We start from the raw sequence: 23,694 nt of genomic DNA, 5'->3' as shown, positions 1-23,694 counted from the left end.
GGTTGCAGTATAGTGGCGAGGGTTGCTGAAACGTGCGCAACCGGGCGCTGAATGGGACGAGATCAGGCCGCAACCACAGACTGCTGAAGGCGAAAGAACTGAGGAAGAAATGACGAAGACTCTGGCAAAGGTTATTCTGCTTACCATGACAACCGGAATGGCAGCACATGGAGCAGTAACGAAGGCAGCATTTGGAACGGCATCCGACGGCAAGGCCGTAGACATCTACACGCTGAAGAGCGATGTACTGGAAGCACGCATCATGACGTATGGCGCGCGCATCGTCTCGCTGGAAGCACCGGACAGAGATGGCAAGAAAGCCGATGTTGTGTTGGGACATGATTCGCTGGCCGGTTATACGGCGGACAAGAACACCTACTTCGGTGCGATTGTGGGCCGCTACGGCAATCGCATCGCACATGGCAGCTTCAAGCTCGATGGCAAGACGTATCAGATTCCGAAGAATGATCACGGCATCAATATGCTGCATGGCGGCACGGTAGGCTTCGACTCGCTGGTGTGGCAGGGGCGCGAGATCCCCGATGGTGTTGAGATGACGCTGGTGAGCAAGGACGGCGATCAGGGATTTCCCGGAACGCTCACCGCGCATGTGCGCTACACGCTGCACCATAATGCGCTGCGCATCGACTACAGCATGTCGACCGACAAGGACACGGTGGTGAATCTGACCAACCACTCGTACTTCAATCTCTCGGGAGAAGGCAATGGAACGATTCTTCACGATATCGTGACGATTCCCGCGGACAAGTACACGCCGGTGGATGCAGGGCTGATTCCGACGGGCGAACTTGCGCCGGTGGAAGGAACGCCGTTTGATTTCCGCAAACCGACCGAGATTGACGCGCGTATCCATGAGAATAATGAACAGCTCAAGCGCGCTGGCGGTTATGACTTCAACTGGGTCCTGCGTGGAGCCAATGGAGAGACAAAGACAGCCGCGCGTGTCTACGATCCGGAGACGGGCCGCGTGTTGACGGTGACGACGACTGAGCCGGGTGTGCAGTTCTATACCGGAAATTTTCTGGATGGGACGATCAGCGGCAGGAGCGGCAAACCCTACGTGAAAAATGGTGCGCTTTGCCTGGAGACGCAGCACTTTCCGGATTCGCCGAACCATGCGAATTTCCCCAGCACGGAGCTGAAGCCGGGTGCGCCACGGCACAGCACCACGACGTTTACGTTTACCACTCAAGCGAAGTAAATGCCTGTGCGCGGCGGCTGCCGGTGCCGCCGCGCGAGGTTTTTAAGGCTGAGGTTATGGATAAAGTCGTTGCTTCCGCGGATGTTGCTGTTGCCGATGTAGACAGTGGCGCAACCGTGATGCTGGGCGGCTTCGGGTTGTGTGGGATTCCCGAAAATTTGATTGCAGCGCTTGTGCGGCGGGGCATCAGCGGGCTGCATACGATCAGCAACAATATGGGCGTCGATGGCTTTGGCATGGGGCTGATGCTGGAGGCGGGCATGATCGCGTCGCACATCGGCAGCTATGTTGGAGAGAACCGCAGGCTGGAGACGCTTGTACTGCGTGGCGAACTGGATTTGACGCTGGTGCCGCAGGGAACGCTGGCTGAGAGGATTCGTGCAGGTGGGGCAGGCATTCCAGCGTTCTATACGCCTACAGGATTGGGGACGATTGTCGCGGAGGGAAAGGAGACGCGAACGATTGGGAACCGCACCTATGTTCTGGAGCACGCGTTGCATGCCGACGTTGCGCTGATCAAGGCTTGGCGGGGAGATCGCTATGGAAATCTCGTCTATCGTAAGACCGCGAGGAACTTCAATTCAGTCATGGCGACCGCTGCCGATCTTACGATTGTCGAGGTGGAAGAGTTGGTTGAGCCGGGAACACTTGATCCCGATCATATCGTTACGCCGGGCATCTACGTCGATCGCGTCGTTGTGGGAGCGGCTTATATCAAGCCGATAGAGTCGAAGTTCATTCAGGCGAGAGGCGCGTCATGAACGGCAAGGAACGCATTGCGCAGCGGATTGCGCGGGAGATCAAGGATGGCTTTTACGTCAACCTTGGTATTGGTCTGCCCACGATGATCGCAGCGTATGTGCCCGCAGGAATCAACGTTGTGTTCCAGTCGGAGAACGGGATGTTGGGAGTGGGACCCCCGCCGACGGAAGAGAATACCGATCCTGATTTATTGAATGCAGGCAAACAACCTGTGACTGAGTTGGCGGGATGCTCGTTCTTCGGGAGTGAACAATCGTTCGCGATGATTCGTGGCGGCCATATGGACATGAGCGTTCTTGGCGCGATGCAGGTGGATGAGCAGGGCGATCTGGCGAACTGGACGATTCCAGGCAAGATGGTGAAGGGAATGGGCGGTGCGATGGACCTGGTTGCAGGCGCGCGACGCGTGGTGGTGGCGATGGAACACCAGACGAAGGATGGCGCATCGAAGATTCTGAAGGCGTGTACGCTGCCGCTGACAGGCAAGAGCGTTGTCCACGATATCGTGACGGAACTCTGCTGGATTCGCGTCACAAGAGAAGGGTTGCTGCTGACGGAAGTAGCTGAAGGCTTCGATGCTGCGGCCGTTCAGGCACGAACAGAGGCGAAGCTCATCGTCTCCTCTGATTTGCAGATGATGATGTGAACGCTACGGAGCCGGCGGACGATTGAGGTGGGGAAGCGGAGAGTCGAATTGCGATGGCGTTTTACTGGTCACGCCGAAGATGAAGACCTGGCCTGGCAAATATCGCTGCCGAACCTCGAAGTTCTCGAAGGCCGCGCCGCCTGGAAGCGGGTTGTGCGATGCCCAATAGACGCGACGGCCGTTTACCCGCACCCGGAGATCAGGCTCGATGTCGTGTGCGGGGACTCTCCAGTACTGGGTCAGCTTTGGAAGGCGATAACGCCAGTGCTCGGCGCCGGTGACGGGAACTTCCGAAGGGTCGGGCTCGTTAGAGGTTCCGAGTGCGATCGCATCGCCATCGGAGGTTCGCAGCATCTCGTCGAGTGGATAATTTTCGCGCTCAACGAACGCGTCGGCGGTATAGGTGCCGTATAGATCGTGGCTATTCACGACGCGGTCTTTGAGCCATAGCTGGCGCAGGCGTTCGTAGTTGCCCATGGTTGCGGTGACGGTCAGCTCCTCCAACGCTGGGCTGTCACTGTATTGATGGACGGCCAGCCGGAGCTCGTTGGGGTGGTCGCTGTCGATCGATGCGATGAGATAGACATGCGCATTATTTGCGGTGAACTGCTCCACATCGATTTGCACGGAGAGCCGTTCGATAGGACTGTCTTGATTGGGGAAGATGCGTAGCTCGCCTCGGTATGAATCACTCGAAGGAGATGCGCCGGGATCAACCCATAATCGTTTGCCGCGGGAGCCAGGATCCATGCGGCTGGGCTCCAGCTCGCTGAAGGCCATACGGCTGGATCGAGTGCCGGGCCCAAGTACGACCGGTTCAATTGCGATGTAATTGAGCAGCTCGGGCTTTCCTGTCGTCGCGGAGATGACGCCGACACGGATCAGCCCGCGAGGCCCGAGCAGGCCGCCGGTGGAAGGCAGGCCAAAGACGATGCCGTCTTTTCGGCCCCAGATGAGCGGATCACCTGGATTCTGAGGGCGAATCCATTGTGAATTTGTAACTGGGGTTTGCACCGAGGGAAGCTGCAGGGCGATAGCGGTTGGAGACAGCGCCAGAGCGGTAACAACCGTGATCATGATCTTCAGCAGGATTCGGAGTGGGGGCACAGATGTCATTTGAGGGAAGTGAAGGAGATTTTTCATGAGTTGGAAAGGAGCCGCAATGGCTGCGGATAATTTTGCCATTAATTTAATCCTTTAAAATATTTATTGCGAGAAAAGAGAGTGATATTGCAGGCAAGTAATTTGCGTCTCCACCAAAATGTGGGGACGCTATTTGCTCGACGATTGTATGCGCGGTTTTGGAGGAAATCGGAATAGGATGAAGATGTATAAAAAGCTATAGAAGAATCAGATACGCATTGGCCACAGCGCCAACTGGTCATTAAGGCTGGACTCACATTTTATGCCCACCATAGTGGAAGTAGCGAAGCATGCCCGAGTATCGATCGCGACGGTATCCAATGTAATCAGAGGCACAAGACGCGTAAGCCCTACTTTGCAGGAGCGCGTCCAGAAGGCCATTCGCGAGTTGGACTATTCGCCGAACGAGATTGCGCGAAGTCTGAAGGTGAAGCAGACCCGCATGCTCGCACTCGTGCTGCCGGATATCACGAATCCTTTCTTCCCCGAGATCATTCGCGGAGCAGAAGATACTGCTTTCGATCGCGGCTATTTCCTGATGACGGCGAATACGGATGAGCAGATCGGCCGCGAACGGAGGATCATTGCGGCGCTGCGGTCTTATCGCGTCGATGGAATTCTGCTGGCCTCTGCACCCGGCAAGGACTCAGGTCACATTCGCAGCATCATGCAGGGAGGCATCTCGGTCGTATGCCTGGACCGGACCGTCGCTGGCATCCATACCGACGCCGTTCTTTTGGATAATGTACGCGGCGGTCGAGAATGCGTACGGCATCTGATCCAGGGGGGCCATTCGAAGATCGCAATTATTACAGGGTCTTTGTCGTTGCAGACAGGGCTTGAGCGGCTGAAAGGCTATGAGGAAGCCCTGCGCGAATCGGACATCGAAGTAGATCGAAACCTCGTGCTCGAAGGAGATTTTCGATACGAATCAGGCTATCGGTTGGGGAAGGAATTACTGAAGCGGCGCGTGAAGCCCACCGCGATCTTTGTATGCAACGGGGTTATGACAGTCGGAGTATTGAAGGCATTTGAGGAGTTGGGAGTACGGTGCCCGGAGGATATTTCGCTGGCAACTTTTGACGATCTCGCTGTGGACCGTTCTTTTCATCCTCATTTGACCGCGGTGGTACAGCCTGGTTATGAGATGGGCGCGCGCGCGGCAACGATCCTGATGGATCGAGTTGAGGGCAAGTTGACGAACGAGCCGTTTGTCGTCCGAATTGTGCCGACCCTTGTGGTTCGCGAGTCGACACGGACGCAGAAGCCACAGACGTCGCTTCGTGGAAGTAGCTCCATTCGCTAGACTTCGACCGATTGGGGTTCGTCTAAATAAAATATCTTGACAGGTGTTTTCATTGCGTGCTGAAATGGCTCCGAAATTTAAAGGTTTAAATAATTCTTTTCGGATCGACTTTTTAGGAGCGCACCAATGAAGACGTTGAGAGTACTGCCAGTTGTTTTTTTCATGGTTTTGACGACCATTCTGAGTCTGACGAGCAACGCATGGGCGCAGGCAGATCGCGGCGCCATCAAGGGGGAGACTCAGGACACGCAGCATGCAAACATCCCCGATGCTCAAATCACGCTGAAAAACGAAGCGACTGGCGTGATCGTGACCACGACCTCCGGTTCCTCGGGTCAATTCAATTTCCTCAACCTGTCCGCAGGCGTCTACACCTTGACCTCGATGGCGAAGGGATTCAATACCTCGGTGCAGCAGCACGTCACGATCGGCGTTGGAAGCACGTTTGGAATTACGGTGACGCTGCAGCCAGGACAAGTCGAACAGACGGTAACCGTCTCGGGGAATGCTGCCACGGTAGAGACGCAGACCTCCGATATTGGAACCGTTATTACCCCGCAGGAGATCAAGGACTTGCCGGTCTCCCTGAACGGAGATATGCGCAATCCCCTGAACTTTGTTACGCTGACGCCGGGTGTGAGCGGTTCGACACCTGGGGCCTCGCCGGATTATCGCTTGCACATCAGTGGTTCTAATAGCTACGCGAACGAGGTGTATATCGACGGCGTTCCGGTGATGAATACGAACCTTGGCGGCGACATCGGCGCTAATCACCCACCCATCGACGCAATTGGTCAGTTCAAAATCATCAATAATAATCAGAGCGCCGAATACGGACTGGCCAGCGGCATCGTCTCGTTTGCGTTCAATTCAGGGACGAATGTCTATCATGGAAGCCTGTTCGATTATCTCCAGAACGATGCTCTCAATGCCGCTGGGTTTGTAACCAACGCTCTGGGTCTGAAGAAGGCGCCTCTTAAGCAAAATGAGTTCGGTGGAACGTTTGGCGGCCCGGTCTGGATTCCCAAGCTCTACAGTGGTCGCGATAAGACATTTTTCTTTGTCGACTACACGGGTTTCAAATATCGCCCCAGCTCCAACAATGGCACGCTCACGACAATCCCAAATGCATTTCGTACAGGAGACTTCTCACAGGCGCTGGGGCCGCAGCTAGTGGATTCCGCCTCGGGCCAGCCTGTCTTCGATCCTGCCGGGCGCCCGGTATATCAGGGAGCGATTTATGATCCCAACTCGGCCCACCCCGTTGTTAGTCCCTATGATCACAAGACCTATCAGGTGCGCGACCCGTTCCCCGGCAACATTATTCCGAGCGGACAGCCTGGGCTGAGCACAGTTTCGCAGACTATCCTGAAGAGCTTCCCTATGGCGGACAACGATGCCATCAATAATAATTTTCACCGTCTTCAGAGTTCGAAAATTGACGAGCACCGCTTAGTTGTGAAGATAGACGAACATATTTCAGAGAAGCACTCTATCGCTGGAAGTGTCTTTGTAGGCGGCTATTCCAACAGCAATAATGGCGGCTTGAATCTGCTCGACTCGTCGACGACTAATTCGCCGACTACTCAAATACGGTTCACCTATAACTACACCCACTCTCCGACCCTGGTGAATAACCTCAATTTTGGTTTCATCCGGGATACAGGCTTTACTGGTCCTCTGCAGGCGGGGCCGGGTCTAGCCGCGTTAGGCATTCAAGGATTGCCTCCCCTTGCGAGCGACAGCCCATTTCCGATCATTGGAATTGGAACAGTGCAGAACAGCATCGGCTCTGCGAGTGCATCGACCGACTCCGAAAATCGCTTCATTGTCAGTGACAACGTGACGCTGGTTCGCGGTGAGCATACTCTGACGATTGGTGGAGAGTTGCGGCGTTTGAGAAGGGATGAAGGCGGCTTACCTGGTGGCAGTTTCACTTTTGAGCCGACCGAGTCGGGACTCAATGGAACAGGATTTGTGAATGGGAACCAGGCAGTTTCTATTCCTGCCGGGACGGGGGCACCGGCTGCAAGCTTCCTCTTTGGGGGGCTGGATTTTTCGCGGTTCGATTATCCGGTGGAAGCGGCATATCGATGGTGGCAGGGAGGGATCTATGCTCAGGATGACTGGAAAGCTACATCGAACCTGACACTGAATCTCGGCTTGCGCTACGATCTCCAGATTCCTCGGACAGACATCAATGGAAAAGTCTCCACCATGGATCCGACATTGGCTAACCCAGCGGCAGACGGACTTCCCGGCGCATTTGCTTATTACGGTCACGGTGCTGGCCGCAATGGAAAAACCCGCATCGGCAATATTGACTATCTCGGATTTCAGCCTCGGGTTGGCTTCGCGTACTCTCCAGACGCGGCGCACAAGACTGCGATTCGCGGAGGGTTCGCGATTACTCGCCCTATCGGCAATGACAATGCCGAAAACGGAATCGGTGGCGGTCTCTACAATACGGGTTTTGCCGGACTGGCCACGGTCAACAGACCTCAGGACTATGTAGGCTCGCCTGCCTACTACTGGGATAATCCCTATCCGGCGGCGTCGATCAGCAACGGTCCGGACCTTGATCCGGGGGCACTTGTGGGCAACGATAATCCGCCGATGATTCGTCCGAGCTCCGGCACTCCGCCAACTCAAATATATTGGTCAACACAGGTGCAACAGGAGATGCCAGGTGGGATGGTTGCTAGCATCGGTTATGTGGGCATGCACACCTATCATCTCGGTGTATGGTCAAAACCGAACCAGGTAGACCCAACAGTTGCGGCGAAGTATAGCGATGCTGCCGCAGCCGCGGGCATGCCACTTAATCAATTTCTGGTTTTGCCTGTCAACGACCCGAAAGCAATAGCGGCAGGCGTTAAAGTGCCCTTTTCAAACTTTATTCCGATCTTCGGTGCGGGGGCAACGGTAGGGCAATCGTTGCGGCCTTTTCCGCAATATGGAGATGTGGACAATCCTTTGAACCCAATCGGCAGCGTGTCGTACAACGGCCTTCAGACCAGTTTGCAAAAGCGCTTTTCCGATGGATTGACCCTTCTGCTTTCTTATACGTTCTCTAAGACGATTGGTGATGTTGATTCCAACAACGGTGCCACGTCCGGAGCTGAGAATGCAATCTATGCAGGTTCTTTCTATCAGGACTACTACAATCCACAATCGCAGCGTTCTGTCACGAGCTCAGATATCCCCCATGTTCTTTCGCTCAGCTATACCTATGAACTTCCTGTTGGACCGGGCAAGCGCTTCCTCAACCATAAAGGCGCAGTTGGCAGAGCTGTGGGAGGATGGTCTGTATCGGCGATCCATCACTATCAGAGCGGTCGCCCAATCCACCTTGAATACGATGCGTTTGGAGCGAATAACCCCTACTATTCCAGTGATGGTTTTAGCTTCCGCCCTGACGTCGTTCCAGGAGTGCCGCTGAAGAATCCTTCTTACAGTAAGAAGTGTTCGGGCCCGATCCTGGCGACCTCAGGACGTCAGCCCTGCCAGTTCCTTATCAATCCAGCGGCATTTGCGATTCCGGCACCCGGGAAGTTTGGTAACGCGCCAAATCTGTTCTCGTCCTTGCGGATGCCGGCCTACATCAATGAAGATTTGTCGATTACAAAACGAACGACTATTTATGGCAGAACGAACCTCCTGTTCCAGGCTAATTTCTTCAACGCGCTCAACCGTACGATATTTTCATCTGGCGGTAATGCCCAGACGTTCATCATCAACGGCGCTCCAGCAGACTTAAGTACCAATAGTCTGCAAAACTCAAACACGGTCTTCGGACTGATGACCGCTCAGCAGAATGCCCCGAGAATCATACAATTCGGCATGAGACTGGAGTTCTAAACGATGGCCATGACCATGCTTGCAAAATTAGTTATTTTTGCAGGCATGGTTGCGCCTATCTCGGCACAAATTATCCCCGAACAGATTGCCATCCATGCTCGCGCAGCACAACAGGCAGAACAACGGAATGACTTTCACACAGCGGTAGCTGAATACGAGCGGGTGGCAAAACTGTTACCTCAGAATGCCGAAGTTCAGAGCAATTTAGGAGTGGCCTTATATTTTGATCATGACCTTGCGCGTTCGATTACAGTATTCTGTCGGGCGATAATGCTTAGCCCCAACTTATTTACTCCGCACCTCTTCTCTGGACTGGCTTGGTATCGGCTCTCGAATCCTGATTCTGCGGTGTCAGAGCTGGAAAGAGCCGTTCATATCAATCCTTCCGATACAGTTGCGCACACATGGTTGGGATATGCCTACGTTGCACAATTTCGATATGATGCTGCGGCGAAAGAATTTGAACGAGCTTGCCAGTTTGCACCTGGCGATGTCGATTCCTGGTATGCCCTTGGCCAGTCTTATCTACAGATCGGGAAAGATATGACTCTTCAGTTGCTTCAGGTCGCACCAAACGGGGGCCGTGCGCAGCAACTTGCGGGAGAGCAATTGCAATTGCGCGGAGATCACGAGAAGGCGCTCGATGTTTATGAAGGAGCCCTTGCTCGTCGTCCAGACATCGCGGAACTGCGAGCGCTTGTGATCGAATTGGGTGGCAAGGCAACGGGCACGACTGATAGTTCACAAGGCAATACGGATGAGGAAGACGCTCTTTACTGGCGCGCACACAATGCAGAGCAGAAATCGCGCGAGGCCTTCGAGAAAGTTATGCAAATCGCGCCGGACTCCTATCGAGCTCATCAGATACAAGCGGATGCCTTCGACGCGGCGCATCAGCCTGACAGAGCTATTCAGGAATACCGAACAGTATTGAGAATGAAACCGGATCTTCCCGGAGTGCACGAGGCGATTGGACGAAATTTGGTGCGGATTGGAAAGCTACCAGAGGCGCTGGAAGAATTTAATGCAGAGATAGAGATTCAACCCCACTCGGCATCAGCACATATGAATGCTGGCCGCGCCTTGCTGATGATGGGAGACGATGCAGGTGCAGGAAAGTTACTGAATAGCGCTCTTCAGATGGATAGGCCTCCATTGGAAACTTACAGCCTTCTTGGAAAACTTGATCTGAGGCGTAATGATTATCGTGCTGCCATCAATGTGCTCACGCATTATGTATCCATCGTTAAAGACAACTCAAATGCCTATTACCTGCTTGCAAAAGCGTATCGGGAAGATGGAGATAAAGAGAAGATGAATCATGCGCTAGAGCTTTATAAGACTACTTCGCAAGATGTTCAGGAGCGAAATATTGCGCAGAAAGAGCTTGACCATCTTAGTGGCAGAAACCAGATCGCGGAGAACTCGGCTGAACTAAAAGATGGAGCAACACAAATAGACGATAACCGCTAACATGCGCAAGGGCATGGGACGTCTTCCATGGTCTCGATTTGACAATAAACGGAATGCAGAATGATGAAAGGATTTGCCGATGTCAGCTTCACGGGTAGATATGCCAGTTAAAGAGGTCGTTCTTATTACAAGCGGAGATTTGCGGCTGTCGGCAAACCAAGTGTGTTGGCCAGCCCAGGAAGAATTAGAACGCAAGCTGACAAAATGTTTTGCTAATGAAGGGGTGGTAGTGAAGCGAGCTTTCCCGGTTGACGCACGGGCAGGCCATGGTTTCATCTCGAGCCAGCGAATGGGGATGGATATTTTTAGCAGCATCGATCCCGATGCCAATCTCGTATTTGCAACAGCGGCATGGCAGTATAGTCATCATGTTTTGCCTGGTATGCGCAGTCATCGAGGTTCGATACTGACCGTTGCGAACTGGTCAGGACAGTGGCCAGGTCTCGTTGGGCTATTGAATTTGAACGGATCACTTATCAAGGCAGGTGTGAAATTCAATTCACTCTGGAGCGAAGATTTTACAGACGAGTACTTCCTACTCGGCGTTAGAGAGTGGATTAAAAAGGGAAAGGTAACACACGATCTTTCGCATGTGCGCGATCTGGATGTCGGTGCATTGCCTATCGATGCAGCGAATCGAGGCAGAAAACTTGCACAGGCCCTTCAGAAGCGAAAAGCCATTCTCGGTGTCTTCGATGAGGGGTGCATGGGAATGTACAACGCAATTATTGATGACGAATTACTCAATGCATCAGGAGTGTTTAAAGAGCGACTTAGCCAATCTGCACTCGTGGCGCGGATGCGTACTATTTCAGATGACGATGCCAAAGGTGTAAGGCAATGGCTGGATGCGAAGGGGGTACGTTTCGTTACCGGCAAGGACGAAAAGACCGAGCTTACCGACGCGCAGATTCATGAACAGTGCAAGATGTACATTGCAGCGGTTCGTATGGCAGATGAATTTGGTTGCGATGCAATTGGTATTCAGTATCAGCAGGGTTTGAAAGACATGGTTCCTGCATCGGATCTCGTGGAAGGCTTGCTCAATAATGCTGACCGGCCGCCTGTACACGGCGCGCAGTCCGATAAGGAGCTATATGCAGGCGCCCCGCTTCCTCACTTCAATGAAGTGGATGAGTGCGCTGGGTTGGATGCCCTGGTGACGAATCGCTGCTGGACGGCCCTGAAGCTGGATCCTTCGACTACGCTCCATGATCTGCGTTGGGGCGAGCACTATCAAGGTGCTGGTATCGACAATTTCGTTTGGGTATTACAAATCTCAGGGGCCGCTCCCGCGAACCACTTTGTAGATGGCTATCGTGGAGCGTCCAGCGAGCGGCAGCCTCCAATGTATTTCCCTTTGGGCGGAGGAACATTGAAGGGCGTTGGCAAACCGGGAAAGATTGTCTGGAGCCGTGTGTTTGTTGAGGGCAATGCGTTGCATGTGGATATTGGTCTCGGTGAGGTAGTCAAATTGCCCGATGAGGAGACGATGCGCCGTTGGCAGCAGACGACGATTCAATGGCCCATGGTGAGTGCGACGTTCGATGGAATTTCACGCGATTCGTTTATGGCGAGACACAGAGCAAATCACGTCAGTATTGCGTATGCTCCCGACGCGAAGGCCGCTTCTGAAGCGCTTGCCGTCAAATCTGCCATGTTCCAGGAACTGGGTGTGAAGGTCCATTTATGCGGTGCCGTCAGCTTCGGCCAGGAATGAGCAAGCATTGATCTACCAATCAGGAGCAGGTTTGTGAGTATTGTTGCGGGTGTTGATTTTGGAACTTTGAGCGTTCGCGTATCGCTCTTTGACAAGAAGGTGGGAAGACTGGCATCCGGAGTCGCGGAGTATCCGCTGAACCGTGTAGCTCATGATCCTAATTTTGCCACGCAGAGCCATGCGGCGCAGATGAATGCACTCGAAAGTGCGATGCGAAAGGCGCTCGATGCAGGGAATGTAAGTGGCGACACGGTGAAAGCGCTCGCAATCGACACTACAGGATCCAGCGTCATTCCTGTCGGAGAAGACCTGCAGCCGCTCGATGATTACTATCTGTGGTGCGATCACCGGGCATGGCGTGAAGCGCAGGAGATTACGGCTGCCGCCCACGCGCGGGGACTTGAAGCCATCGATTGGTGCGGTGGAACCTATTCGTCGGAGTGGGGATTCTCCAAGCTGTTGCATTGGCTGCGAAACAATCCTGAAAAGCGCGAACGCTTCGCCACTGCTCTTGAAAACTGTGACATGGTGGTTGCGACGCTATGCGGATCCACCTCCGTCATCAATTTGCCACGCAGCGTGTGTGCGATGGGGCACAAGTGGATGTGGAATGCCAAATGGGGTGGGTTGCCCTCAGCAGAATTTCTTAGCTCTATTGACCCGCTTTTTTCAGGAATAAGGGAGAAGCTTGAAGGACGCTATGAAACTTCAGATCGAATTGCCGGACACCTGAGCGGTGCATGGGCCGAGCGGCTTGGCCTACGTGCTGGCATTCCGATTCCGGTTGGAGCGCTGGACGCGCACTGGGATGCGATTGCCGCTAACATTCGACTTGGCGATGTGGTGAATGTCATCGGCACCTCGACCTGCATCATCGGAGTAAGCGAACAGCAGACACTTGTGCCAGGGGTGTGCGGAGTTGTGCCGGGCTCGGTACTACCTGGATACGTTGGTATTGAAGCAGGCTTGTCCGCGGTGGGCGACATCTTCGACAGCATTGCTGGTCGGGCAGGTATGGATGTCCACACTCTCATGGAGGGGCTCAACAGCTACCGTGCCGGGCAGACAGGACTTCTACGGATGACGTGGGACAACGGCGACCGCACGGTTCTGGTAAACCCAAATCTTGGCGGTGTCACTTTTGGGTGGAATTTGATGAGCACTGCAAAGGACGAGCTCTTCGCCGCGATTGAGGGAACTGCGTTCCACACGCGCATCATCCTGGAACGAATGGAAGAGGGAGGTGCGCCGGTGAAGCGCATTATTAATGGCGGCGGTATTCCTCGAAAAAATAATGTACTGAACCAAATTTACGCGAATGTGTTGAACAAGCCTGTTCTTGTGCCCTCTGGAGACGTCACTAGCTTGGGTTCGGCAATCTTTGCTTTTGTGGCCAGCGGTGACTATGCCTCAATCGAAGAGGCCCAGGATGCACTCTGCCCGTCTCACAACATATTTCTTCCCGATGAGCACGAAGCCTCGGTATATGACGAACTTTATTCTCTTTATCGCGAACTTTATTTTTCGCTTGGAACGCAGGACGCGCCTGCTGCATGCATTGGGCATGTCTTGCCCACATTGCGTAAGATTGCAAGCGAAGTACCGGAGCTTAAATGACGATCAATTCTCATGTAATCAAAAGCACTATGGTAGGCGCACTTGGCGGCCTGTTGTTTGGATTCGATACAGCGGTTATTTCCGGCACCACGCATGCTTTAACGCAGGTCTACCATCTTTCCCCCGCGCTGCTTGGAGTCACCGTATCAAGCGCGCTAGTGGGTACGGTTATTGGCGCAATGGCAGCAGGCATACCCGGGCAGCGATTTGGCCGCCGAGATAGCCTTCGCGCGATGGCTGTCTTTTACATTATCTCCGCACTGGGATGCGCGTTTGCCTGGAGTTGGCCGGCATTGATCTTCTTTCGCTTCATTGGAGGCGTCGGCATCGGTGGATCATCTGTATTAGGACCAATGTATATCGCCGAGATTGCTCCAACCGAATGGAGGGGGCGACTGGTCGGATTTTTCCAGGTCAATATAGTTGTCGGAATTTTGCTTGCCTATGTCTCTAATTTCTTGATTGGCATGATGCATCTGGGGGCGCATGAGTGGCGCTGGCAATTGGGGATCTCGGGGTTGCCCGCGGTTCTTTTTCTGGTTGCACTGTTTGGCATTCCGCGCAGCCCGCGCTGGCTTGCTATGCAGATGAAACTGGAAGAGGCGCTCAATGTGCTTCGTCTCACCGGCATCCCAAACCCGAAGGAGGATCTTGATGAGATCGTTGCCTCGATCCATTTGGAGCGATCTGTTTCGGCCGATCCCTTATTCTCCAAACGGTATCGGCTCCCGGTGTTTCTTGCCATTACAGTAGGCATGTTCTGCCAGCTATCGGGGATCAATGCCATCCTCTATTATTTGAACGATATTTTTGCTCTGGCCGGAGCTTCCAAGGTATCTGGCGATTTGCAGGCTGTAGCTGTTGGCGCCGCCAATCTCGTCGCCACCTTGCTTGCCATGTCGGTGATTGACAAAATTGGCCGCAAGAAGCTGTTGCTATTTGGCACTGCTGGGCTTGCGCTATGTCTGTCCGCAGTCTCTTATGTCTTTCTCACCCATAAACACCTCGACTGGCTTGTATGGCTCCTCATGATCTACATCGCCTTCTTCGCGGTGTCTCAAGGTGCCGTTGTCTGGGTCTATATCAGCGAGGTATTTCCGACTCGGGTCCGATCGAAAGGCCAGAGCCTTGGCAGTTCGTCGCACTGGGTAACCAATGCCGCCATCTCGCTGGTATTTCCTCTGATGGCTGTGTCTTCCGGCGCTTATCCGTTCATATTCTTCGCAGCGATGATGGTGCTCGACTTCTTCCTCGTCCTGTTCTATTACCCAGAGACCAGCAATATATCTCTCGAGCATCTGCAGACCAGTTTAGGTATTGACTAAAATTCATTTCAAATTTGATGAGGTAATAATGATGAAAATTGCTGCTCTTTTTCTATTGGCTGCCAGCTCCATGGCGATGGCGCAGTCGCAGAACTGGCAGCCAGATATAACTCAACAGCAGACCTATATCTTGCATCGCACTTCCAGTGCTGATCCCACTGGCGGGAATGCTGATTTTCGTACCGTTGCTCCAGGCGCTACCTACACTGTCCTGGATACGGATGGGCCGGGGACGATCTCGCACATCTGGTTCACGATTAACGATCGGGAAGCGTACCATCTCAAGCGCATCGTCTTGCGTATCTATTGGGATGGAGAAGCGACGCCCAGCGTGGAAGCCCCCATCGGGGATTTCTTCGGCCTTGGATTGGGCACTTACCACAACTGGCAATCCGAGATGCTCTCCGTTGGTAGTATCAAGGCCTTGAACAGTTACTTTCCGATGCCGTATCGACATCACGCACGGATTACAGTTACCAATGAAGGGAAGGAGCCGATCGATAGCCTTTATTACAACGTCGACTATCGTACGGAATCACATCCACTCTCCGAGGGAACTCTATATTTTCACGCGCAGTATCGGCAAGCCCAACCCAATCATGGGTGGACAAATGATTGGCCGAATAATTATGTGCCGCTCACGAACAACAAGACTAATTTAGACGGAAAAGATAATTATGTCTGGCTCGACGCAAAGGGCCATGGCCAGTATGTCGGCGTCACCATGTCCGTACTACAGAATCAGGACGGATGGTGGGGCGAGGGCGATGACATGTTCTTTATAGATGGAGCAAAGCTTTCTTCAATTAGTGGCACTGGCAGTGAGGATTATTTTTTGGGCGCGTGGGATTTTGGCGGGCAATCCTTCTCCTATTCTCTATATGGTGCACCTGTTGTAGGTGACGAATTGGCGGGTGGAAGATCGAGCGTCTATCGTTTTCATTTTGATGCTCCCATCCCTTTCAGTGAATCGATCAAGGCAACGATTGAGCATGGTCATGCCAACCATCGTTCTGATAATTACTACTCGGTTGCCTATTGGTATCAGGCGGAGCCGCATGCGCCCTTTCCTGCATTGCCTCCTATAGATCAGCGAATCCCGGCATTACAGATGGTGGGTGGCCCTGGTAATGGGAGCGGCTCTCGCTAGAAGTAATTACTCATGCGGGCTTCTTTCACTGGATGTATCGAAAGAGGCAGTCGCATGGGTCGCTGCTGGAGACTATTGACGTACGACGTAGCCATCCCGAGCTAAGGTTTCGCCATCGACCATGCTCGAGTGATTCCCGTTCCAGGTAATTTGATATCTGACGTGCGGGTCAACTCCAGAAAATCGGACCCTGATCGAGCGTGAGGACGGAAAGGTCTCCAGATCAAAGGATATCGAATGGCCGTTCACAGTTACATTGCGCAACGAGCAAGCGTTGAAGCCAACACCTTCCTTCTCTGCTAAATTGATGAACGCGTCTCCCAAAGTGGGTGACATGATCTCCACGGAGGTCAGGGCGCTTCCAGGTCCCCAGTGAAATCCTGTAAGCGAGCCCTCCTCATCGAGGTAGCCGGTGTGTGCCCAATTCTCCCATGGCGCGACTGCAAAGGTAGAACGGGCTGCGGCTACAGCGCGCTCCAGATATTCCTGGTGGTCTGTCGCCTTGTAATAATCCCATAGCAACACAGCGGCATAACCCTGACGGGCGTCGCTCCACTCCGCGTCGGTGTTTTGCGTGGTAAATCCGCCAACCACCTTAGGCGAGAATGCTGGATTATTCCATACCTGCTGCGTCAGCAAGAGGTAGTCCAGTACCTGCGTTCCTTGTTCGAGATACTCGCGGTTCTTCGTCACCTTATACAGTTCAAGATAGGCCTTCGCTGCCTGAATGGTCGCAAGATTATTTTGCGGATACTGTGCAGTCCACGCGTCGTAGAAGTCGAATGGCTTACGAGCGCAGGATTTGAACGTCTCGAAATCGAACCAGCGCTCTCGGGGCAGCACTTCTTTTGTAATAAAGTTCATTGCCCGTTCCGCTGCATTGATATAGGTACGGTCTCCCGTTGCCTGACCGAGCGAGGCAAGGAGTAGCGCCGATGCGGCCGTCTCCGCATTGAAGTCGCGAAACTCGCTTCTTGGAGTAAGGTCCTTGTCGTACCAGGAAGGAATGACACCGCTGGCGAGTTGCTGCTTGACGAGGAAATCGCCATAGGGGCGTACAAATGCGAGGATCTCTTTTTCTCGATCTGGAGTTAGATTCTTGCCCCATTCCAGCATCCAATAAGCAGTCCACGACATGCAAAAGGTATGGTAATTATCGGCATAGCCAGCCCATCCATCATCGCGAATCCAACGCTTCTCGCTCAGTATGTAGACGGTTGGAAAGGCACCATGATTCTGCGGACTTTTTAGCGCAAGATTGAGAATGCTCTCAGCTTTGCCTTCGATATCTTTATTATTCGTGCGTTGGCCATAGAGATACCATCCGTATGCACTCCGCAGGGTCTGAAACCATGCATTGAACCAGGCATCCGGAGCCGGTTTGTCCCATTCCCCCTCTGGATTTCTATTGCTGACCAATGTGCCGCAGCGTTGATTGCCGCAATCGAATCCGCGATACATTGCATTTGCATAGCGCACCCACGTATCCGTTCGCCAGTCATCGAAGGTCACCAGTTCAGGGCGCGTGACGTTCTGCTGTAGGTCGTTCGATTGCAGAAGTTCTTTGTGCCCTTCGTGGGACCAGAGGCGACGTACAACTCTGCGATAGCCAAGCTTGTAGGGCTGCTCAGACGCGACGATGGAGTACCGATATTCAATCAGGCCTGCGACAACTCGAGGTCCAGCATCGGGGGCACGCCGGAAGTAGCTATGCCCATATGGCTGAGAAGCCACGGCTCCATAGGAGAGCCAGGGGAGCTTCTCTGAGGTCACATCGAGGTCAAGAGCGAGCGGATCGCTCCGCCTGTCACTCAATTCAGGCATGAGAGCGGCGAAGATCTTTCCTTGTTGAAGCATGACTACGGGAGATTTGAACGCCCAGTTCGGAACGATGTCATCCGCCTCATTCTTAATGTTCTGGCTCCAGACGAAGTCGACCGGGCCAGAGGTCGGTGAGCTCGATGCACGCCTGCCTGGCGCGAAGTTGTAGCGATCTTCAACGGAACGGATCTTTATGCCCGCTTTGGGGGCGAACCTTGCCTCTACCGTGAGAACATCAGGTTCAGAGGTAAGAAACACCCTCTCTTCCAGGACGCCAACGGAACAGTCTTCTTGTAGAGCCAATCCTTCAGGGATGGAGGATACCGCTTCGATTGTGCAGGAATGAACGACATCCGGGGTTCCTTCCGATATGACTCGGGTTGGCGATGCGGTCGATGACAGCGCAGGCACCCAGGCTCCATCCTCCTTGATGGAGACAGCCTCATTCTGAGCGGAATTCGTTGTATCGACTTCAAATCGTATCGCGCCACCAGTCGCTTCGAGCCGATTCCCGGCGCGAAGTTGAAGCGTCGAAAGGGCCAGAGAAGACAGGACGATTGCAGTTCGCATGCTTGATTGCATTTGGTTAGCTTTCTCCGAAGCGCTACTGATCAAAAAAGGTTTTGATGGTTAGCTCACAAGCGGGCTGATTAATTTAAACATTTAAATCAAAGCAATTGAAGCATTCTGAAGTTTCATCGTCAAGCCGATTTTGAACGTGGATCTTCCTGTTCGCTTAGGACAGTTCCACATTCACAACATTGAGTTCTGAGTACGGCACACTCAATCTCGTGAAGGCACAAACGTGAAGCGCTTTTTGAGCCGCAGAAATGGACGCTCATAGAGTTGATACGAGAGGTGAGCTATAAGAACGACCGCGCCGAAGGCAATGGCAGTTCCCACTCCTCCTCGCCACTGGCCAAGGTGCAGAAATTCGCTCAGGCGAGTGAGCTGTGCGTTCCATGTATGAAAGATAAGGGTATAAACGAGTTCGTGAAAAAGATACAGGCCATAAGAAATGCGCCCGAGATAGATGATTGGCTTTGGAAGATATCGGCCGGGCGTTCCGAGCAGGCTGAGGAAAAATAAGATGGTTCCAACAAGCACCAGCGCCCATCCGATAGGCGCTTGCAGCACGGTAGAACTGGGTATGTCGGCCTGTACGCCGAAGTATAAGGACGCGATGAGGAGGCAGGCGATTCCTATCAAAATATTGAGCAAACGTACGGGCACACTCCATCGAGGGGAACGGCCTTTAAGGAAGAGAGAAAGCAGCGTTCCCGCAGAGAAGAACTGGAATTGAACAAAGCTGTTCGTCCATTGACTGCTGAAGCCGTGCCAGCCCTTCGAGGCATACCAGGTGACTACCGCATAGGAGATAGCTATGAGGATGTACGAGACGATCTTCAGACCAAACCGGCGGCCACAGAGAGCAATAAGCGGGATTACGATGTAAAACTGCTCTTCCACGGAGACGCTCCAGAGAGGATTGACGGGGAAGGCATTGATCCAGCCATGGCTGCAGATGTACCAGTTTCCCGCAAACAGAGTGAATGCCAACCACGAGAGAGGGTCCTTGGGGCCGATGTGGGGGATGAAATGCGAGAGTAAAACAAGGCCGTAGAATACTCCGAAATATAAGGGCCATATTCTGAGGATGCGACGCATGTAAAACGATCCGATATGGATCGTTCCAAGACGATCGTCCTCGCGCATGAGCAACTCGGTGATGAGGAATGCACTGAGCAGGAAGAAGACGGGTACGCCAAAGTTGCCAAGAAGGCAGATGTTGTATAGCCAGAAGTGCTGCGCTGGATTAATGGGCAAGTGGTCCATGCGATGCACAATGAAAACGCTGAGAAAGGCGAGAAAACGCAGAACGTCCAGCTCGGGCCGGTAGTAGCGGCCAATATTTGTCAGGTTCATTTTCATTTCCGGGTATACGAAGGCATTCTCGAATCTCTCCGACGACATCCGCTCGAACCGCTCATTGTTATGGAAACGTTACGGCTAAAGTGCCGAACTCAAAGCATGTGAGATTGAAATCGAGGTTGGAGCTTGTCATGAACTTTTGGCGAATTCTACCTAAGAAAAATATTATTTGTCAATAAAATCAAAGATCAATTCCTTTGACCTGATGGAATATGCCTCAGTTATGGTTCCACTCGTTGATCCCCACCCTCAATATCGGCTGTTCTTAGCGGGGCTTCGCCTGTATCGCCAAATAGCAACACCCTCATAGATAGCGAATCCGCCCCAGCTTCGGGCGGATGAATTCTTGATTTTTGTGGAGCACCGAATGGGATTTGAACCCATGAGTACTGGTTTTGCAGACCAGCGCGTTAACCACTTCGCCATCGGTGCTCATCGTTGCCAGCCTCGACATCAGGCTCGACACGAGATCCAGTTTTCTCTTTTAGGACTCTAATAAAGAGTGGGCCGGAATTCCTGTCTTCATCTTACCCATTTTAATCACTTTGCGATGGGCAGATCTTTCTTTGAAAGATACCAGCTTTGTACATTCAGCCCGGTGCCAGCGCCGCTGGTCCGTTTGGCGGCGTCCTCTACCGTTGCAGGAGCCGCGACGATCACCGGCTGACCGGGACGCCAGTTCGCCGGACACGATACCCCATTCGCATCGGCGGTTTGTAGCGCCTGAAATACGCGGAAGAGTTCGTCGATGTTTCGTCCAAGCTGCATGGGGTAATAGATCAGCGCGCGAACGGTGCCCTTAGGGTCGATGGCAAATACTCCGCGAACCGTTGCAGTGTCTGCCGCGGCCTCGTGCACCAGGCCATAGGCCGACGAGACCTTCTGGTCGAGGTCTGCGATGACGGGAAACTTTACCTGAATGCCGCCAATCTGCTCGAGATCGCGCACCCAGGCGATGTGTGAAAACACGGAATCGATTGAGACGCCGATCAGTTGCACATTGATCTTCTCGAAGTCGTCGTAGCTGCGTGCGAACTCGATAAACTCTGTCGAGCAAACCGGCGTGAAGTCCGCGGGGTGAGAGAACAATAGCACCCACTTACCCCGAGATGTGTAATCACTCAGGCGGATGAGCCCATGCGTGCTCTTGGCTTCAAAGTCCGGTGCCGGCTCCATAATGCGCGGGATGCGTGATTCGGCCATCGTTGCTCACTTTCACTCATACCGCTTGCCGCCACGCAATCTGATTACGTGGCGGCTTTTTCAGTTTACAAACTAAAACCGCACTCAGCTTATTTAGGCTGGGCAACAGTGCGAATGTACGAGTTGATCTTCTTGAAGCTATCGGGATACAGCTTCTTGCCTTCTTCGTCCGATACCGTACCGGCAAGAATCACGTCTTCGCCGACTTTCCAGTTGGCAGGCGTGGAGACCTTGTGGTTCGTGGTCAACTGGATCGAATCGATAACGCGGAGGATCTCGTAGAAGTTGCGGCCCGTGCTCATCGGATAGATGAGCTGCAGCTTGATCTTCTTGTCGGGCCCAATCACAAAGACTGTGCGCACGGCTGCATTGTTGGCAGGGGTGCGGCCTTCTGAGGTGTTGCCGGCATCAGCCGGAAGCATGTTGTAAAGCTTTGCCACCTTCAGTTCAGGGTCGCCGATCATCGGGTAGTTCACCTTGTGGCCCTGGGTCTCTTCGATGTCGATAGCCCACTTCGCATGGTTCTCCACGGGGTCCACGCTCAGGCCGAGGATCTTGACGCCGCGCTTCTGGAACTCGCCTTCGAGGCCCGCCATGCTGCCCAGTTCAGTGGTGCAGACAGGAGTGAAGTCCTTGGGGTGTGAGAACAAAACGGCCCAACCGTCGCCGATCCATTCGTGAAAATTGATTGTGCCTTGTGTGGTCTCAGCAGTGAAATTCGGAGCTTCATCATTAATACGAAGTGACATGGTTTCTTTCCTCTTTCTTCTTCAGATATTCTTCCCAGAATTTTTGTCCAACGAATGACTGCACGAGCTACAGCTATCCGAACGCTGCCTGGATGCGGCTTTGCAACTCTTCCATCCAGTAAAAAACCCGCCCGGCTCGTTGGCTCTGGGTGGGTTCTGTGCCGCTCGAATCTGAAAGTTGCCAGCTACGATCCGCTTATGCGCACACCCCACCCCGGCCGACAGCAACAGCAGCCAAGTGTGGAGTTCGTGTTAGGCATACTCGTCATAACTAATCTTTTGTACCGCTGCCAGCCGAGCTAGCATGGAGCTGTTGTGCCCATTTGCGGTCTCTCAAAAACATACGTCCGAGGAGCTTCGATGTCAAATCAGCCAGTTACGTCGCAAATATCTATATCCGCCATCGCAGCGACGCGCGAGTTTGACTACGCGCTGGTGGATGTTTTTGCCGAACGTCCCCTTCAGGGGAACCAACTTGCCATCGTTACAGATGCTCGCGGCCTCTCCGACGAAGAGATGCAGGCGCTTGCGCGTGAGACAAATCTCTCCGAAACCACTTTCATCCTCCCGCGTGAGCCGGAGGTCGAGCGAGAGTATGGCGTTCAGGTTCGCATCTTTACCGTTGCAGAAGAACTGCAGTTCGCCGGGCATCCTACCCTTGGCACCGCAAGCTGGCTCTATCAAAACCACGCCATCCTTCGCGGTGCCGAGCAGATTACGCTCGACCTTCGCGTAGGTCTTATCCCCGTACGTTTTCGTGCTCCGGCAGTGGGAGAGCTTGGTCTCTACGCCACGATGAAGCAGAACGATCCAACGTTCGGCGATATTCACGATCGCGTAATGATTGCCGATACGCTCGGTCTCTCCGTCGATGATCTTGATTCAGATCTTCCGGTTCAGACAGTCTCCACCGGCATGGCTTTTTGCATCGTGCCCTTGAAGTCCCTGGAGGTTGCAAAGAGATTAGCAATTCCAGGTCAGAAGGCGAGCGCCTATCTCGAGCGCAGCGACGCAAAGTTCTTTCACTGCATCACCCGTGCGGATGCAGGCTCCGGCGCTGACTGGCACGCTCGCATGCAGTTCTACAATGGAGAAGACCCTGCCACCGGATCTGCGTCCGGCTGCACGATTGCCTACCTCGTGCGTCACGGCCTCGCCACGACCGGGCAGCAGGTCGTCATCGAGCAGGGAATCGAGATGCTTCGTCCGAGCCGTATTCATGTCAGCGCAACAATTGCCGGAGAGGTTGTGTCCGAAGTGTTCGTCGGCGGGCGCACCATTCCCGTTGCAATGGGACGTCTTTTCCTGCCGTGATGCACCAGATTTCAACAGGACTGTAACATGAATCTCCAGTGTTCATGCAGGTTTGCAGCGGGCGGTGGATGCGCAAGCGCAAATCGGTTCCGTTTTCGCTCAAAATTCGCCGTTGCATTGATCGCCAATCCTTCCTACTCTTGGCAAGCGTTAACGACGTCTTCACACGCAACGTGCGGAGCGGCCTTAACGAAACGAAATTGCTTTCGCCTGGTTTTCTGACAATTTGAGTTGAGAGAAGGCTTCGACTGCTCGCAGTCGCGCCTCCCCCCGCGCACCTTCGCTGCCTGCAACGCAGTGAGGTCGATCCGGTTTATCCGGCTTCGATTTCACTGCATCCGCAGCAGACCGATCCCCTGCGCCCGCGGAGCCGCGTGGCAACCTGCGCCGCATACGCCCTCTCTCGCACCCCGCGGTCCGGCGGCATCGTTTGCCAGACTAGTGGCACTG

Annotated in this window: 16 protein-coding genes and 1 tRNA gene; 11 read left to right on the top strand and 6 right to left on the bottom strand. The window is 53.5% G+C overall.

Annotation, left to right across the window (positions count from 1 at the left end; translation table 11 throughout):
- Positions 1–109 precede the first annotated feature (109 nt).
- Genes GSQ81_RS12480 through GSQ81_RS12470 form a run of 3 tightly spaced genes read left to right on the top strand, consistent with a single transcriptional unit; the run spans position 110 to position 2,630 of the window.
- Complete coding sequence (locus GSQ81_RS12480; protein WP_158911056.1) at positions 110–1,222, top strand: aldose epimerase family protein; 1,113 nt, start codon at positions 110–112, stop codon at positions 1,220–1,222.
- Between the two features lie 56 nt (positions 1,223–1,278).
- Positions 1,279–1,983, top strand: a complete 705-nt coding sequence (locus GSQ81_RS12475) for a CoA transferase subunit A (protein ID WP_158911055.1) — start codon at positions 1,279–1,281, stop codon at positions 1,981–1,983.
- Complete coding sequence (locus GSQ81_RS12470; protein WP_158911054.1) at positions 1,980–2,630, top strand: 3-oxoacid CoA-transferase subunit B; 651 nt, start codon at positions 1,980–1,982, stop codon at positions 2,628–2,630. The genes GSQ81_RS12475 and GSQ81_RS12470 overlap by 4 nt, the downstream gene beginning before the upstream one ends.
- A gap of 3 nt (positions 2,631–2,633) precedes the next feature.
- Here GSQ81_RS12470 and GSQ81_RS12465 read toward each other — a convergent pair whose 3' ends face one another.
- Positions 2,634–3,815 carry a hypothetical protein gene (locus tag GSQ81_RS12465; RefSeq protein ID WP_158911053.1) on the bottom strand — a complete coding sequence of 394 codons (1,182 nt, stop codon included), beginning with the start codon at positions 3,813–3,815 and terminating at the stop codon, positions 2,634–2,636.
- 220 nt (positions 3,816–4,035) lie between these two features.
- Here GSQ81_RS12465 and GSQ81_RS12460 point away from each other — a divergent pair, with 220 nt between their 5' ends.
- The 7 genes from GSQ81_RS12460 (at position 4,036) to GSQ81_RS12430 (ending at position 16,225) form a co-directional block, all read left to right on the top strand.
- Positions 4,036–5,079 (top strand): LacI family DNA-binding transcriptional regulator, encoded by a 1,044-nt coding sequence (locus GSQ81_RS12460; protein WP_158911052.1) that lies wholly within the window; start codon positions 4,036–4,038, stop codon positions 5,077–5,079.
- Between the two features lie 126 nt (positions 5,080–5,205).
- Positions 5,206–8,940 carry a TonB-dependent receptor domain-containing protein gene (locus GSQ81_RS12455; protein WP_158911051.1) on the top strand — a complete coding sequence of 1,245 codons (3,735 nt, stop codon included), beginning with the start codon at positions 5,206–5,208 and terminating at the stop codon, positions 8,938–8,940.
- Between the two features lie 3 nt (positions 8,941–8,943).
- The gene (locus GSQ81_RS12450) at positions 8,944–10,413 is read left to right on the top strand and encodes a tetratricopeptide repeat protein (protein ID WP_158911050.1); all 1,470 of its coding nucleotides are present in this window, start codon (positions 8,944–8,946) and stop codon (positions 10,411–10,413) included.
- Positions 10,414–10,492: 79 nt separating this feature from the next.
- Positions 10,493–12,133, top strand: coding sequence for a fucose isomerase (locus GSQ81_RS12445; protein ID WP_216846424.1), 1,641 nt, complete (start codon positions 10,493–10,495; stop codon positions 12,131–12,133).
- Positions 12,134–12,166: 33 nt separating this feature from the next.
- Positions 12,167–13,750, top strand: a complete 1,584-nt coding sequence (locus tag GSQ81_RS12440; protein ID WP_158911049.1) for a ribulokinase — start codon at positions 12,167–12,169, stop codon at positions 13,748–13,750.
- On the top strand, positions 13,747–15,075 hold the full coding sequence (locus tag GSQ81_RS12435; protein WP_158911048.1) for a sugar porter family MFS transporter: 1,329 nt from the start codon (positions 13,747–13,749) through the stop codon (positions 15,073–15,075). Before GSQ81_RS12440 ends, GSQ81_RS12435 begins: the two co-directional genes overlap by 4 nt.
- Before the next feature lie 28 nt (positions 15,076–15,103).
- Positions 15,104–16,225, top strand: coding sequence for a glycoside hydrolase family 172 protein (locus GSQ81_RS12430; protein ID WP_158911047.1), 1,122 nt, complete (start codon positions 15,104–15,106; stop codon positions 16,223–16,225).
- A 72-nt stretch (positions 16,226–16,297) separates the two neighbouring features.
- Here the strand turns inward: GSQ81_RS12430 and GSQ81_RS12425 are convergent, their stop codons facing one another.
- The 5 genes from GSQ81_RS12425 to GSQ81_RS12405 all read right to left on the bottom strand — a co-directional run bounded on the left by GSQ81_RS12425 (position 16,298) and on the right by GSQ81_RS12405 (position 21,930).
- Positions 16,298–18,628, bottom strand: coding sequence for a hypothetical protein (locus GSQ81_RS12425; RefSeq protein WP_158911046.1), 2,331 nt, complete (start codon positions 18,626–18,628; stop codon positions 16,298–16,300).
- A gap of 201 nt (positions 18,629–18,829) precedes the next feature.
- Entirely contained in the window at positions 18,830–19,972 is a 1,143-nt protein-coding gene (locus GSQ81_RS12420) for an acyltransferase (protein ID WP_158911045.1), read from the bottom strand.
- Between the two features lie 362 nt (positions 19,973–20,334).
- A tRNA-Cys gene (locus tag GSQ81_RS12415) sits at positions 20,335–20,410 on the bottom strand.
- A 108-nt stretch (positions 20,411–20,518) separates the two neighbouring features.
- Positions 20,519–21,181, bottom strand: a complete 663-nt coding sequence (locus GSQ81_RS12410) for a peroxiredoxin (protein WP_158911044.1) — start codon at positions 21,179–21,181, stop codon at positions 20,519–20,521.
- Positions 21,182–21,270: 89 nt separating this feature from the next.
- Positions 21,271–21,930 carry a peroxiredoxin gene (locus tag GSQ81_RS12405; RefSeq protein ID WP_158911043.1) on the bottom strand — a complete coding sequence of 220 codons (660 nt, stop codon included), beginning with the start codon at positions 21,928–21,930 and terminating at the stop codon, positions 21,271–21,273.
- Positions 21,931–22,290: 360 nt separating this feature from the next.
- Between GSQ81_RS12405 and GSQ81_RS12400 the strand changes: the two genes are divergently transcribed.
- Positions 22,291–23,244, top strand: coding sequence for a PhzF family phenazine biosynthesis protein (locus tag GSQ81_RS12400; protein WP_158911042.1), 954 nt, complete (start codon positions 22,291–22,293; stop codon positions 23,242–23,244).
- Positions 23,245–23,694 lie beyond the last annotated feature (450 nt).

Source organism: Granulicella sp. L56 (assembly GCF_009765835.1).
Lineage (GTDB): Bacteria > Acidobacteriota > Terriglobia > Terriglobales > Acidobacteriaceae > Edaphobacter.
Note: the sequence above shows the minus strand (reverse complement) of the source record. Positions and strands in the feature narration are given on the sequence as shown.